We start from the raw sequence: 13,246 nt of genomic DNA, 5'->3' as shown, positions 1-13,246 counted from the left end.
GAGCCCGTCATGAACCAGCCGCTCGCGGGCTACGCCCCCGCACCCGTCGCCGCCCGCATGGAGAACCACGGCAACCACATGCTGAAGGTCGCCATGCAGACCGGGAACGACCTCCTCGCGCGCGTGGGGTCGATGGTCGCCTACGAAGGGTTCATCCAGTACGAGCCCAACCCGCCGGCCGTGCGCCAGATCGCCAAGGACTGGATGACCGGCGAGGGCGCGCCCCTGATGAAGTGCTCCGGCGACGGGCTGCTCTACCTCGCCGACTACGGCGCCAACGTCGTAGTGATCAACCTCAACGGCGACGGCATCTCCGTCAACGCCACCAACCTGCTCGCCTTCGACGCGCACCTCACCTGGGGCGTCGAACGGGTCAAGGGGCTGGCGAAGTTCGCCGGACAGGGCCTGTGGAACACCCGGATCTCCGGGCAGGGCTGGGTCGCGCTGACCTCCCGGGGCAAGCCGATCGTCGTCGACTGCGGCGGTGGCGAGGACGAGACGTACGTCGACCCGGACGCGCTCGTCGCCTGGTCCCCGAACCTCAAGGTGAAGGGCAAGCGCAGCTTCAAGGCGCAGTCACTGATCGGCCGGGGCAGCGGCGAGGCCTACCAGATGGCCTTCTCCGGCCAGGGCATCGTCGTCGTCCAGCCCAGCGAGGACAGCACCGACCGTCTCCGGATCCGGGGCTGAGGGGGGGAGCACCACACCATGCAGAGTCCGCTTTTCGCCTACAACGACCAGCAGACCCAGGAACGCTGGAGCCTGCAGAACAAGCAGATGCTGCGCGTCACCCTGGAGGGCCACGACGACATCCTGGCCCGCAAGGGCACCATGGTCGCCTACCAGGGACTCGTCGAGTTCGACGCCGAGTACCAGGGCAGGAACGCCGCACGCGCGCGTGCGCGCACCGGCGAGGGTCTGGACCTGATGCGCTGCCACGGGCAGGGCACGGTCTACCTCGCCAACCTCAAGCAGCACGTCCACGTGGTGGACGTGGACCAGGAGGGGCTGACCGTCGACAGCAGCTACGTGCTGGCGATGGACTCCTCGCTGCACCACGAGGTCATCGCCGTGGACAGCCTCTATGGCATCTCCGGCTCCGGGAAGTACCAGCTCAACATCACCGGGCGCGGCAAGGTCGCCCTGATGACCTCGGGCATGCCGCTGATGATGCACGTGACGCCCGACAAATACGTCAACTGCGACGCCGACGCGATCGTCGCCTGGTCCACCGCGCTGCGTGTGCAGATGCAGGCCCAGACGCACTCCTCCGGGGTGTGGCGGCGCAGGGGCAACACCGGCGAGGGCTGGGAGCTCAGCTTCATGGGCACCGGCTTCGTCCTCGTCCAGCCCAGTGAGCTGCTGCCGCCGCAGAACGCCCAGATCGGCTCGGGCCTCGCCGCGCAGTACGGCATGGGGCAGCAGGGGGCGCGGGGACAGAACCAGGGGAACGTCTGGAGCTGATCGCTCCGCTGGTTGGGCCGAGGAGGTTCGGGGGCTGCGGGCCGTGCGTGGCTGGTCGCGCAGTTCTCCGCGCCCCTTATGGGGCACGATCGACCGTCCGGGTAAGGGGCGACCGCCCAAGGGTGGTCGCCCCTTTCACCTGGCGGAGGTTACAGCCGCGCGCGCGTCGCCTCCAGCAGTCGTACGACCGACTCGTCCGCCACGTCCGCCACCTCGTCGTAGGGGAACCAGCGCACGTCCAGGGACTCCTCGCTGACCAGGTGCTCGGCGTCCGGCGGCGCCAGGACCGCGTACTGGACGTCGAAGTGGCAGTGGCACGGCGGCGGGATCGGATGCCGGTCCAGGCGCACCGGGCCGCCCGGCAGCAGCGTCAGCCCCGTCACGCCCGACTCCTCCGTCGCCTCGCGCAGGGCCGCCGCCGCGAGCGAGGCGTCCGTCGGCTCGCAGTGGCCGCCCATCTGCAGCCACATGCGCAGCTTCTTGTGCAGCGTGAGCAGCACACGCCCGCGTGACGGGTCGATCACCAGTGCGCTGGCCGTGATGTGCCCGGCCTCGCACGCCTTCCACATGCCGCCCGGGTGCGTCGCGAGATGGTCGAGATAGGCCTGGCGCAGCTCTTCCTGGCCCTCGTAGCTCTTCAGCACGAGGACCGCGTCGTCGTACAGGCTCACTCGGCGTCGTCGCCCTTGTCGTCGCCCTCGTCCTTCTTCAGGTTCGGCTTTCCGGCGGAGCCGTCCGCCGCCTCGCCGAGCATCTTGTCCAGCTCGGAGAAGTCCAGCTGCTCGCGGTGCACGAAGCCGTCCGGGTCGTCCAGGTCGTGCGCGGTCGGCAGCATGTCCGGGTGGGCCCACAGGGCGTCCCGGCCGTCGACACCGCGCGCGTCCGTGAGGGACGCCCACAGGCGCGAGGCGTCGCGCAGCCGGCGCGGGCGCAGCTCCAGGCCGATCAGCGTGGCGAACGTCTGCTCGGCAGGGCCACCCGTGGCCCGGCGGCGGCGCAGGGTCTCGCGCAGCGCGTCGGCGGAGGCCAGGCGGGGCTTGGCGGCCGCGTGCACGACGGCGTCCACCCAGCCCTCGACGAGCGCCAGAGCCGTCTCCAGACGGGCCAGGGCCGCCTTCTGCTCGGGCGTGTCCTCCGGCTGGAACATGCCCTGCTGCAGCGCGTCCTGCAGCTGCTCGGGGTTCTGCGGGTCGAACTGGCCGACCACGTCCTCCAGCTTGGCCGTGTCGACCTTGATCCCGCGCGCGTACCCGTCGACCGCGCCGAACAGGTGCGAGCGCAGCCACGGCACGTGCGCGAAGAGGCGCTGGTGGGCGGCCTCGCGCAGGGCGAGATACAGCCGCACCTCCTCCTTGGGCACGCCCAGGTCCTTGCCGAACGCCTCGATGTTCACCGGCAGCAGCGCGGCCTTGCCGGCCGGGCCGAGCGGCAGGCCGATGTCGGTGGAGCCGACGACCTCGCCCGCGAGCACGCCCACGGCCTGCCCGATCTGCGTACCGAACATCGCGCCGCCCATCGAGCGCATCATGCCGATCAGCGGGCCGGCCATGGCCTGCATCTCCTCCGGCAGGACGTCACCCATGGCGGCGCCGACCCGCTCGGCGACCGGGTCGACGAGCTCCTGCCACGCGGGCAGGGTCGCCTCGACCCACTCCGCGCGGCTCCAGGCCACCGCGGAGGCGGCGCCGGACGGCAGGGACGTCGCGTCGTCCAGCCACAGGTCGGCCAGGCGGACGGCCTCCTGGACCGCGGTGCGCTCGGCGGGGCCGACGCTCGCGTCCTTCGTGCCGTCCGACGTGCCCTGGGAGACCGTCTGGCGTGCGATCTGCTTGGCCATGTCCCAGTTCACCGGGCCGCCCTCGTAGGAGAGCATCTGGCCCAGCTGCTGGAACGCGGCGCCCAGGTCGGTGGGGTTCAGCGAACCGAACATGGCAGCGAGCGGATTGTCCGCACCGGGGCCACCAAAGCCTCCGGCACCGGGCAGCCCGCCGAATCCGAACGGGTTGGCCGGTCCCTGACCACCACCGCTCTGCTGGTCCTTCTTCTTGCCCTCGTCGCCGTCTTCCGGCTCCTCCGGCGGAAGGCCGAATCCGAATGGGGTGTCACTCACGGGATTCCTCGGCTGTTAAGGCCGCCGGTCTTCCCGACGGCACGACTGCCCGACAACACCACCCAGCCTAGACACCCCGGGGCGGTTCGGGCCTCGGTGCTTCGCCGACTCACGGCCTGCGGCAGGATGGATGCCACCTGGTACGTACGCGTCCCTCGCGCTCGTATGTGAAGACAACCGCTGGAGACACCCGGTGAGTTCCCCAGATCCGCAGGTTCGCGCAGCGCGAAACCACTCAACCCGCCCCTCGCCCGAGACGCCCGCACTGCGCGGGCCCGTCGTCGCGGTCACCGGCGCCGCCTCCGGCGTGGGCGCGCTGCTCACCGCGCGGCTGGCCGCGTCGGAGGAGATCAAAGAGGTCATCGCGATCGACGAGCGGCGCGGCGAGTGCGCGGCGGCGCAGTGGCACATCCTCGACGTGCGGGATCCCGCGATCGCGGAGAAGCTGCGGGGCGCGGACGTGGTGGTGCATCTGGCGCTCGACCTGGATCTGGAGACGGACGCGGCCGCTCGCACGGCTTACAACGTGCGGGGGACGCAGACCGTGCTGACCGCCGCCGCGGCGGCCGGGGTGCACCGGGTGGTGCTGTGCACGTCGGCCATGGTCTACGGGGCGCTGCCGGACAACGAGCTGCCGCTGTCGGAGGACGCCGAGCTGCGGGCGACGGCGGAGGCCACCGGGGTCGGGGACCTGCTGGAGATCGAGCGGCTGGCGCGGCGGGCGCCTCGGGCGCACCCGGGGCTCAATGTCACCGTGGTGCGGCCCGCTGTCCTGGTGGGAGGCACGGACACCGCGCTGACCAGGTACTTCGAGTCGCCTCGGCTGCTCGTCGTCGCCGGGTCGCGGCCGGCCTGGCAGTTCTGTCACGTCGAAGATCTGTGCAGTGCTCTGGAGTACGCAGTCCTGGAGAAGGTCGACGGAGAGCTCGCCGTGGGCTGCGACGGGTGGCTGGAGCAGGAGGAGGTCGAGGAGCTGAGCGGGATCCGGCGGATGGAGTTGCCGTCGGCGGTGGCGCTGGGCGCGGCGGCTCGGCTGCACCGGATCGGGCTGACGCCGTCCCCGGCGGGGGATCTGGCGTACACGATGTATCCCTGGGTGGTCAGCGGGAGCCGGCTGCACGACGCCGGTTGGCGGGCCCGGTGGACCAATGAGGAGGTGCTCGCCGAGCTGCTGGAGGAGGTGTCCGGGCGGCACACGGTGGCCGGGCGGCGGCTGGGGCGGAAGGACGCGACGGCGGCCGGCGCCGCGGGGGCGACGGTGGCGCTGCTGGGTGCGGCGGCCGTGGTGCGGAGGGCTCGGAAGGCTCGGCGGCGGGTGTGAGGACGCGCAGGCGGGGACGCGCGGGTGGGGTGGCTCGCCCGCGCCGGCGGGGTGCCGCTGCGCCCACCCGTGCCGCCGCCCAGGCGGCACGACTGCCAACAGCTACGCCGGTCCTGTAGAAGGCTCCAACCCGGTACGCGCGTGTGCAGGGTGAAAACGCTATTTCCCGCCCTTGCGCGCGTGCGGCACGATGGACCTATGGCAGCCAGTGACGATCACCCCGGTGAGCAGGGCGCTCAGGAGCCCATCAAGCTGATCGGTATTCGGGAGACGCCGCTCTCCCTCGACGAGGTTTTCCGGGCCGTCGGAGACGACGCCGCCGGGGGGACCGCCCTGTTCGTGGGGACCGTGCGCAATCACGACGGGGGGGCCGACGTCGACGAGCTCGGGTACTCCTGTCACCCGAGCGCCGAGGCCGAGATGCGGCGGATCGCCGAGAAGGTGGCCGCCGAGTTCCCGGTGCGGGCGCTGGCCGCCGTACACCGTGTGGGGGATCTGAAGGTCGGGGATCTCGCTGTCGTGGTCGGCGTGTCCTGTCCGCACCGCGGGGAGGCCTTCGAGGCCTGCCGGAAGCTGATCGACGACCTCAAGCACGAGGTGCCGATCTGGAAGCACCAGAAGTTCTCCGACGGCTCTGAGGAGTGGGTGGGGGCCTGCTGAGACTCCGGTCGAGGGACTGCGGTTGCGTAACCGCACCCCTGGCGTGAGCGTTGTCAGTGCGGATGGTTAATCTGTTGATCATTCAGTTGCGGACGCTCATGGGGTTGGAGGTCGGCATGTCGGCGCTCGCCTGGTTGCTGATTCCGCTTGTGGCCGCTGTCGGCGCGGGCCTGTGGGGCAGTTGGGCCAACAGAACCCGCAAGGCCCGCAGCGACGGACCCGAGCTGGACGGGTACGCCCGCTTCCGCGCCGCCATGGAGAAGTCCCACACCGGTCCGTGACCCCTCCAGGCGGCCCTGACAGTGCGCTGACAGAGCCGTCCCGTACTGTCGTGACATGCCACGCCGCACCGCGACGATGCTCGCCTCCACCCTGATACTGATCGCGCTCCTGTGCGCGGGAGTGCTCATCCCCGTGCCGTACGCGGAGATGTCCCCGGGGCCGACGGTGAACACGCTGGGGGACCACGACGGCGAGCCGGTGCTGCAGATCTCCGGACGCAAGACCTATCCGACGGACGGTCACCTCAACATGACCACCGTCCGCGTCACCAGCGCCGACTACCGGATGAACCTGGTCGAGGCGGTCTACGGCTGGCTGGCGCACGACAACAAGGTCGTCCCGCACGACACCCTCTACCCGGACGGCAAGACGGAGGAGGAGTCGACCCAGGAGAACGCCGAGGAGTTCAGCCAGTCCCAGGAGAGCGCCAAGGTCGCCGCCCTGAAGGAGCTCGGCGTCAAGGTGGAGTCCTGGGTGATCGTCTCCACCGTGGTGAAGGACTCTCCGTCCGAGGGCAGGCTGCACGCCGGTGATGTGATCAAGGCCGTCGACGGTACGACGGTGAAGGCGCCGGGCGACGTGGCCGAGCTGGTGACCAAGCACAAGCCGGGCGAGAACGTCGTCTTCACGATCGTGCCCGCCAAGGAGCAGGCCGCCGCCGAGAAGGAGAACCGGGAGCCGCTGAAGACGGAGAAGATCACCATCACCACCACGACCTCCGACGACGCCGGCGAGAAGCGCGCCATCGTCGGGATCTCGGCCGGCACCGACCACACCTTCCCGTTCGCCATCGACATCAAGCTCGCCGACGTCGGCGGACCGAGCGCCGGCCTGATGTTCGCGCTCGGCATCTACGACAAACTCACCCCGGGCTCCCTCACCGGCGGCTCGTTCGTCGCCGGCACCGGCACCATCGACGACGCCGGCAGGGTCGGCCCGATCGGCGGCATCGAGATGAAGACAGTCGGCGCGCGCAGCAAGGGCGCGCAGTACTTCCTGACGCCCGCCGACAACTGCGCGGCCGCCGCCAAGGACACCCCCAAGGGCCTCACCCTCATCAAGGTCGACACCATCGACGACGCTCTCGGCGCCCTGAAGGACATCCGGGACGGCGACACCGCCGAACTGCCGAAGTGCACGACCAAGGGCTGATCAGAAGCCACAGCGGTACGGCGCAGGGGGCGCCCCATGACCGAGCGCGGCCCCCGCCGGCGTACCCCGGACGCGCGGGCGCGCACCCGGGGGCCTACCTGAACCTCTCAGTCCTCGAACGTGGCCGCCAGCGCCTCCGCGAGGCCCGGAACCAGCTCGGAGCCGGTGAGGACCTCCGTCGGGGAGTCCTTCTCGCGCAGCCGCAGGGCCGACTCGCGTGCGCCGTCGCGCAGGACGGCGACCGTCATGCGGACCTCCTGGCGCTCGGGGTGCCGGGCGACCCACTTGGTGAGCGCGGCCTCGTCCAGGCCGTCCGGGACCTGGGCCTCGGCGGACGGCGGCAGCATCAGCCGCTCCACCGTGAGCGCGCAGCCGGCCACGGCCTCGGGCCAGGCGATGGTGCCGAGGAACTCGTCGAGCGGCCTGTCCGTTGGGATTTCGTCCTGCTCGATCGGGGTGAGACCGGCGGCGTCCGGCTCGTCACCCAGGCCGAGCTGCGCCGCCAACGCGGGTTCCTGGGCCCGCAGCCGTGCGGTGTCTACGAGGGCGAAGAGGCGTGCGGGCTGGTCCCAGCCGAGGCCGGAGGCGTACTCGTCGATTTCGAGTACGGCCCGGGTGAGCGGGCTCGCCGCCATGGGTGTGTTGGACATGGTCACAATCCTGCCTCGTTCCCGCCCGGAATCGGGAACCGAGTAAAGCGTGAGTAAGTTGCATAGGTGAGGGCCTACGATCACGGGGCCCACGGACGGCCCGCGACAACGGGGGCCTGACAGACCAACAGCGATTTACGAGGTGCCACCTTGGCTTTCCAGATGCCGGACCGCGGCGGAGGCCCGACGGGGCCACGGATCAGAGTGGGCCGCCCGTCCCGGCGTGTCCGGACCCTGCTCATGACACTCGGTGTCCTTGCCGTGCTCGCCATGGCGTTCACCATGTTCGCGGGCTTCTGGACGGACTGGCTCTGGTACCGGTCGGTGAAGTACTCGTCCGTCTTCACCACCACCCTGTGGACCAAGATCGGTCTCTTCTTCGTCTTCGGTCTGCTCATGGCCGTCGCCGTCGGGTTCAACATCTGGCTGGCCCACCGGCTGCGCCCCCCGCTGAGCGCGATGTCGATGGAGCAGCAGAGCCTCGACCGCTACCGGATGGGCATCGCGCCCTACAAGAAGTGGCTGCTGTTCGCGATCACCGCCCTGGTGGGCCTGATCGCGGGCGCGTCCGCGTCCGGGCAGTGGCGAACCTGGCTGATGTGGGTCAACGGCGTGCCGTTCGGCCAGAAGGACCCCCAGTTCAAGCTGGACGTCGCGTTCTACGCCTTCGACCTGCCCTGGTACCGGTTCCTGCTCGGCTTCGGCTTCGCCGCCGCGATCCTCTCCCTGATCGCCGCCGCGCTCACGCACTACCTGTACGGCGGGCTGCGCGTCACCAGCCCGGGCGCGCGCGCCACGGCCGCCGCGACCGGACATCTGTCGATGCTGATCGGTTTCTTCGTCGCGCTGAAGGCGGTCGCCTACTGGCTCGACCGGTACGGCCTGGCGGTCAAGTCCAGCGACTTCAAGGCGACGGACAACTGGACGGGCCTGAGGTACGTCGACGCCAACGCCTACCTGCCGGCCAAGACGATCCTGTTCTGCATCGCCGTCATCTGCGCCCTGCTGTTCTTCTCCACGATCTGGCGGCGCACCTGGCAGCTGCCCCTGATCGGCTTCGGCCTGATGGTGCTCTCGGCGATCCTGATCGGCGGGCTGTACCCGGCGATCGTGCAGAAGTTCCAGGTCCAGCCGAACGAGCAGGCCAAGGAAGCCCCGTACGTCGAGAAGAACCTCAAGGCGACGCGTGAGGCGTACGGCATCGGCGGCACGCAGGTCACCGAGTACTCGGGCACGTCCAACACCAAGGACGCCAGCAAGCTGCGGGACGACGTCGACTCCACGGCGAGCATCCGCATCATGGACCCGAACATCATCTCGCCGACCTTCCAGCAACTGCAGCAGATGCGGAAGTACTACGCGTTCCCGACCAACCTGGACGTCGACCGCTACAGCGCGGAGGGCCGGGAGCAGGACACGGTCATCGGTCTGCGCGAGCTGAACTACGCGGGCATCGACAAGAAGAACTGGATCAACAACCACTTCCGCTACACCCACGGCTACGGCGCGGTCGCCGCGAAGGGCACCGCCGTGGACACCGAGGGCCGCCCCGTGTTCACCGAGTCCGACCTGCCGTCCAAGGGCCAGCTCGGCACGTACGAGCAGCGGATCTACTACGGCGAGAAGACCAACACGTACTCGATCGTCGGCGGTCCCCAGAAGGAGATCGACTACTCCGACGACAGCGGTGAGAAGACCTACAGCTACGAGGGCAACGGCGGAGTCGATCTCGAGAACCCGATAAACCGGGCCGCTTACGCGGTGGCGCTCAACGAGCCGCAGATCCTCTACTCCGGTGCGATCGGCGAGGGTTCGCGGATCCTGTACAACCGCACGCCCAAGGAGCGCGTCGAGGCGGTCGCCCCGTGGCTGACCATCGACGGCGACGCCTACCCGGCGGTCGTCAACAAGCGGATCCAGTGGATCGTCGACGCGTACACGACCACGAACGGATACCCGTACGCCTCGCGTACGACCCTCGGTGACACCACCGCCGACTCGCTGACCGCGACCAACGACCAGCGCACGGTGGTGGCCCAGCAGAACCAGGTCAACTACATCCGCAACTCGGTGAAGGCGACTGTCGACGCGTACACCGGCGAGGTCAAGCTCTACCAGTGGGACACCCAGGATCCGGTCCTGAAGACCTGGATGAAGGCGTTCCCCGGCACGGTCGAGCCCCGGAGCGAGATCTCCGGCGACCTGATGGACCATCTCCGCTACCCGCAGGACCTGTTCAAGGTCCAGCGTGAGCTGCTGACGCGCTACCACGTGAAGGACGCCAACACCTTCCTCAGCGGCAGCGAGGTGTGGCAGGTGCCGGACGACCCGACCAACAAGTCGGGCGACGCGGTGCCGCCGTACTACCTCAGCATGAAGATGCCCGACCAGAAGGAACAGGCGTTCTCGCTGACGACGACCTTCACGCCCAACGGCCGGGACAACCTCAGCGCGTTCATGGCGGTCGACGCCGAGGCCGGCAAGAGTGACTACGGCAAGATCAGAATCCTGAAACTGCCGACGAGCACCACGGTCAACGGACCCAAGCAGGTACAGAGCCAGTTCAACTCCGAACAGGACATCGCCGAATCCATCCGGCTGCTGAGAGGCGGCGACTCGGAGGTGGAGTACGGCAACCTGCTGACGGTGCCGCTGGACGGCGGTCTGCTCTACGTGGAGCCGGTCTACGTCCGCGGTGGTGGACTCCAGTACCCGCTGCTGCGCAAGGTGTTGGTGAGCTACGGCGGCAACACCGCGTTCGAGGACACCCTCGACGAGGCCCTCAACAAGGTGTTCGGGGCGGAGGGTTCGGCCCCGCCGCCGGAGGACACCGGCGAGGGCGACGGTGAGACGACGACACCGCCGCCGACGACGGAGAACCCGACGGTCCAGGAGGCGCTCAACGACGCCCAGAAGGCCTTCGAGGCCGGACAGGAAGCCTTGAGCAAGGGCGACTGGGAGGCGTACGGCCGGGCGCAGGAGGACCTGGAGGCGGCGCTGCAGCGGGCCGAGGAGGCGCAGACGCGGGCCGGCGGTACCGGCGGATCCGGCGGTGACAACGGCGGTTCCACCAGCAGTCCGAGTCCCACCGGCAGTCCGAGTCCCGCCAGCAGTCCGAGTCCCACCGGCAGTCCGCAGAGCGGCTGATCGAAAAGCTCCTCCCGCGTCGTGATACGGTTGCACAACAACGACGCGGGGTGGAGCAGCTCGGTAGCTCGCTGGGCTCATAACCCAGAGGTCGCAGGTTCAAATCCTGTCCCCGCTACTGAAGTCGACGCGATGTCGGCCCAGACGAAGGCCCGGATCCTCCAAGGGATCCGGGCCTTCGTGGTGTGCGAACGCATGTGCCGACGTGCGGTGTCGCCGTGCCGCCGTGGGGAGTTGGGAGATCTGTGTTTGACTTGTCTCTCTGTGGGCATGTCGACAAAACGCTGAAGTGACCTCAATGGCTGCGGTATACCAGGTGTACCCAGGTTGCAGGTGGTGCGACGATGGACGTTATGGGGGACAAGGCAACTCTGTTCGAGACAGGGCGATTTGTGCAGCCTGCCGGTCAGGAGGAGACCCGGGACGAAACGGGCGAGGCAGCCGAGGAGGCGCGTCAGCGGCTCGCCGCCGAGGCCGGTGACGTCGAGGCGATGAGCGTCCTCGGGGCCATGTTGCTGCGCCGTGGCGATCTCGACGGAGCCGAACCCCATCTGCGTGCCGCGACAGCCGAGGGCGACCGCGCCGCCGCGAACAATCTGGGCGTCCTGCTGCACCAGCGGGGGTACGCCGACGAGGCCGCCGGATGGTGGCGGATCGCCGCCGTCGCGGGCAGCGCGGCCGCCGCGCACGCGCTCGGGCGGCATCACCGGGAGCGGGGCGACGAGCCGGCCGCCGAGTACTGGCTGCGGCAGTCCGCCGAGCAGGGGCACGTCCTGGGGGCGTACGCGCTGGCCGACCTGCTGGAGCACCGCGGGGACGACGCCGAGCAGTGGATGCGGGTCGCCGCCGAGCGGGGGCACCGGGAGGCGGCGTACCGGCTGGCGCGGACGCTTGATCGCAGAGGGGCGTGCGAGGACGGGGCCGGGGCTGACAACGGTGTCGGGGCCGCGGACGGCGCCGCTGCGGAGGAGGCCGAGCAGTGGTACCGGCAGGCCGCCGCGCGCGGGCATCGGCGGGCCGCGCTGCATCTCGGGGCGATCCTGGAGAAGCGCGGGGAGCTGAAGGAGGCCGGGCGCTGGTATCTGACCTCCGCCAAGGACGGGGAGCCGCGGGCCGCCTGTGCGCTCGGATTCCTGCTGCGGGACGCGGGAGACGAGGAGAGCGCCGCCGTGTGGTGGCTGCGGGCCGCGCAGGACGGTGACGGCAACGCGGCGAACGCGCTGGGCGCGCTGCACGCCGAGCGGGGGCAGACGCAGACCGCCGAGCGGTGGTACCGGGCGGCCATGGACGCCGGGGACGTCAACGGGGCGTACAACCTCGGGCTGCTCTGCGCCGAGCAGGGGCGGATCGGGCAGGCCGAGCAGTGGTACCGGCGTGCGGCGTACGCCGGGCACCGGGAGGCGGCGAACGCCCTGGCGATTCTGCTGCTCCAGGGGGGCGACGAGACCGGGGCGGAGCCGTGGTTCTCCAAGGCGGCGGAGGCGGGGAGCGTCGATGCCGCCTTCAACCTGGGGATCCTGTACGCCAAGCGGGGCGAGGACACGGCCGCGCTGCGGTGGTACGAGCGGGCGGCGGCCGCCGGGCACACCGAGGCGGCGTTGCAGGTCGGGATCGCGCGGCTGCGGGACGGGGACGAGCTGGAGGCGGAGCGGCATCTGCGGTGCGCGGCGGGGGGCGGCAGCGCGGAGGCGGCGTATCGGCTGGCGGCCGTGCTCGACGCCCGGCGGCCGCCGGTGTCGCCGCATGAGCTGGGGGAGCCGTCGCACGAGAAGTCCGAGTGCGAGGAGTGGTACGAGCGGGCGGCGATGCAGGGCCATCGGCGGGCGCAGGTGCGGGTCGGGATGCTCGCGGCGGCGCGCGGGGACGTGGTCGAGGCGGCTCGGTGGTACCGGGAGGCGGCCGAGGCGGGGTCGCGGAACGGGGCGTTCAATCTGGGGCTGCTGCTGGCTCGGGAGGGGAGTGAGCCGGAGGCGGCGGTGTGGTGGACGCGGGCGGCCGATGCGGGGCATGGGCGGGCGGCGTTGCGGCTGGCCCTCGTCTACACGCGTCGGGGGGAGCTGGCGGAGGGGCAGCGGTGGGCCGACCGGGCGGTGTCGTTGGGGCCCGGGGAGGTGGCTGAGCGGGCGGCGCGGTTGCGGGATGCGCTGCGGGAGGAGCTGTCGGCGTGACGCTCCGCTGGGTGGTGCCGGGGGCTGGTGGCCGGCGTGGGTGTCGGGGTCGGTGAGTGGTCGCCCGGCGTGGTGCGGGGTGGGGTGACTGGTTGCCCTGTGCTGGTGCTGGTGCTGGTGCTGGTGCTGGTGCTGGTGCTGGGCGGGGGTGGGTTCGCTCGCCCGCGCCGGCGGGGTGCCGCTGCGCCCACCCGTGCCGCCCCAGCGGCACGACTGCCCGCAGCTGCGCGGTTTCGGGCCGCTGCTGGGTGGGATGTCGTCCCCGGCGGCACGACTGCCCGCAGCTACGTGG

General features: G+C 70.5%; 11 protein-coding genes and 1 tRNA gene. 9 read left to right on the top strand and 3 right to left on the bottom strand.

The window, feature by feature from the left end:
* Window positions 1-9 precede the first annotated feature (9 nt).
* Window positions 10-690, top strand: coding sequence for an AIM24 family protein (locus tag I2W78_RS12485; protein WP_196459527.1), 681 nt, complete (start codon window positions 10-12; stop codon window positions 688-690).
* 18 nt (window positions 691-708) lie between these two features.
* Window positions 709-1,464 (top strand): AIM24 family protein, encoded by a 756-nt coding sequence (locus tag I2W78_RS12480; protein ID WP_196459526.1) that lies wholly within the window; start codon window positions 709-711, stop codon window positions 1,462-1,464.
* A gap of 149 nt (window positions 1,465-1,613) precedes the next feature.
* Here the strand turns inward: I2W78_RS12480 and I2W78_RS12475 are convergent, their stop codons facing one another.
* Window positions 1,614-2,135, bottom strand: coding sequence for an NUDIX hydrolase (locus I2W78_RS12475; protein WP_196459524.1), 522 nt, complete (start codon window positions 2,133-2,135; stop codon window positions 1,614-1,616).
* The gene (locus tag I2W78_RS12470) at window positions 2,132-3,574 is read right to left on the bottom strand and encodes a zinc-dependent metalloprotease (protein WP_196459522.1); all 1,443 of its coding nucleotides are present in this window, start codon (window positions 3,572-3,574) and stop codon (window positions 2,132-2,134) included. The genes I2W78_RS12475 and I2W78_RS12470 overlap by 4 nt, the downstream gene beginning before the upstream one ends.
* Window positions 3,575-3,767: 193 nt before the next feature.
* On the opposite strand from I2W78_RS12470, the gene I2W78_RS12465 reads away from it, so the two are divergent.
* The 4 genes from I2W78_RS12465 (at window position 3,768) to I2W78_RS12450 (ending at window position 6,989) form a co-directional block, all read left to right on the top strand.
* On the top strand, window positions 3,768-4,895 hold the full coding sequence (locus tag I2W78_RS12465; protein ID WP_196459521.1) for an SDR family oxidoreductase: 1,128 nt from the start codon (window positions 3,768-3,770) through the stop codon (window positions 4,893-4,895).
* 198 nt (window positions 4,896-5,093) lie between these two features.
* Entirely contained in the window at window positions 5,094-5,555 is a 462-nt protein-coding gene (locus I2W78_RS12460) for a molybdenum cofactor biosynthesis protein MoaE (protein ID WP_196459520.1), read from the top strand.
* A gap of 74 nt (window positions 5,556-5,629) precedes the next feature.
* Complete coding sequence (locus I2W78_RS12455; protein ID WP_196464840.1) at window positions 5,630-5,836, top strand: hypothetical protein; 207 nt, start codon at window positions 5,630-5,632, stop codon at window positions 5,834-5,836.
* A gap of 55 nt (window positions 5,837-5,891) precedes the next feature.
* Window positions 5,892-6,989, top strand: coding sequence for a YlbL family protein (locus I2W78_RS12450; protein ID WP_196459519.1), 1,098 nt, complete (start codon window positions 5,892-5,894; stop codon window positions 6,987-6,989).
* Between the two features lie 107 nt (window positions 6,990-7,096).
* Here I2W78_RS12450 and I2W78_RS12445 read toward each other — a convergent pair whose 3' ends face one another.
* Window positions 7,097-7,639 carry a PPA1309 family protein gene (locus tag I2W78_RS12445; protein WP_196459518.1) on the bottom strand — a complete coding sequence of 181 codons (543 nt, stop codon included), beginning with the start codon at window positions 7,637-7,639 and terminating at the stop codon, window positions 7,097-7,099.
* A 162-nt stretch (window positions 7,640-7,801) separates the two neighbouring features.
* Here I2W78_RS12445 and I2W78_RS12440 point away from each other — a divergent pair, with 162 nt between their 5' ends.
* From I2W78_RS12440 to I2W78_RS12430, 3 genes are all read left to right on the top strand, one after another.
* Complete coding sequence (locus tag I2W78_RS12440; protein WP_196464529.1) at window positions 7,802-10,786, top strand: UPF0182 family membrane protein; 2,985 nt, start codon at window positions 7,802-7,804, stop codon at window positions 10,784-10,786.
* 44 nt (window positions 10,787-10,830) lie between these two features.
* A tRNA-Met gene (locus tag I2W78_RS12435) sits at window positions 10,831-10,904 on the top strand.
* Between the two features lie 226 nt (window positions 10,905-11,130).
* On the top strand, window positions 11,131-12,954 hold the full coding sequence (locus I2W78_RS12430) for a tetratricopeptide repeat protein (RefSeq protein ID WP_196459517.1): 1,824 nt from the start codon (window positions 11,131-11,133) through the stop codon (window positions 12,952-12,954).
* Window positions 12,955-13,246: the final 292 nt, after the last annotated feature.

Source organism: Streptomyces spinoverrucosus (assembly GCF_015712165.1).
GTDB lineage: Bacteria > Actinomycetota > Actinomycetes > Streptomycetales > Streptomycetaceae > Streptomyces > Streptomyces spinoverrucosus_A.
Note: the sequence above shows the minus strand (reverse complement) of the source record. Positions and strands in the feature narration are given on the sequence as shown.

Excerpts from the sequence above, each read along its gene's own strand:
- I2W78_RS12485 (WP_196459527.1), top strand. The coding sequence starts at position 10 with ATGAACCAGCCGCTCGCGGGCTACGCCCCCGCACCCGTCGCCGCCCGC.
- I2W78_RS12480 (WP_196459526.1), top strand. The coding sequence starts at position 709 with ATGCAGAGTCCGCTTTTCGCCTACAACGACCAGCAGACCCAGGAACGC.
- I2W78_RS12460 (WP_196459520.1), top strand. The coding sequence starts at position 5,094 with ATGGCAGCCAGTGACGATCACCCCGGTGAGCAGGGCGCTCAGGAGCCC.
- I2W78_RS12450 (WP_196459519.1), top strand. The coding sequence starts at position 5,892 with ATGCCACGCCGCACCGCGACGATGCTCGCCTCCACCCTGATACTGATC.
- I2W78_RS12445 (WP_196459518.1), bottom strand. The coding sequence starts at position 7,639 with ATGTCCAACACACCCATGGCGGCGAGCCCGCTCACCCGGGCCGTACTC.
- I2W78_RS12440 (WP_196464529.1), top strand. The coding sequence starts at position 7,802 with ATGCCGGACCGCGGCGGAGGCCCGACGGGGCCACGGATCAGAGTGGGC.
- I2W78_RS12430 (WP_196459517.1), top strand. The coding sequence starts at position 11,131 with ATGGACGTTATGGGGGACAAGGCAACTCTGTTCGAGACAGGGCGATTT.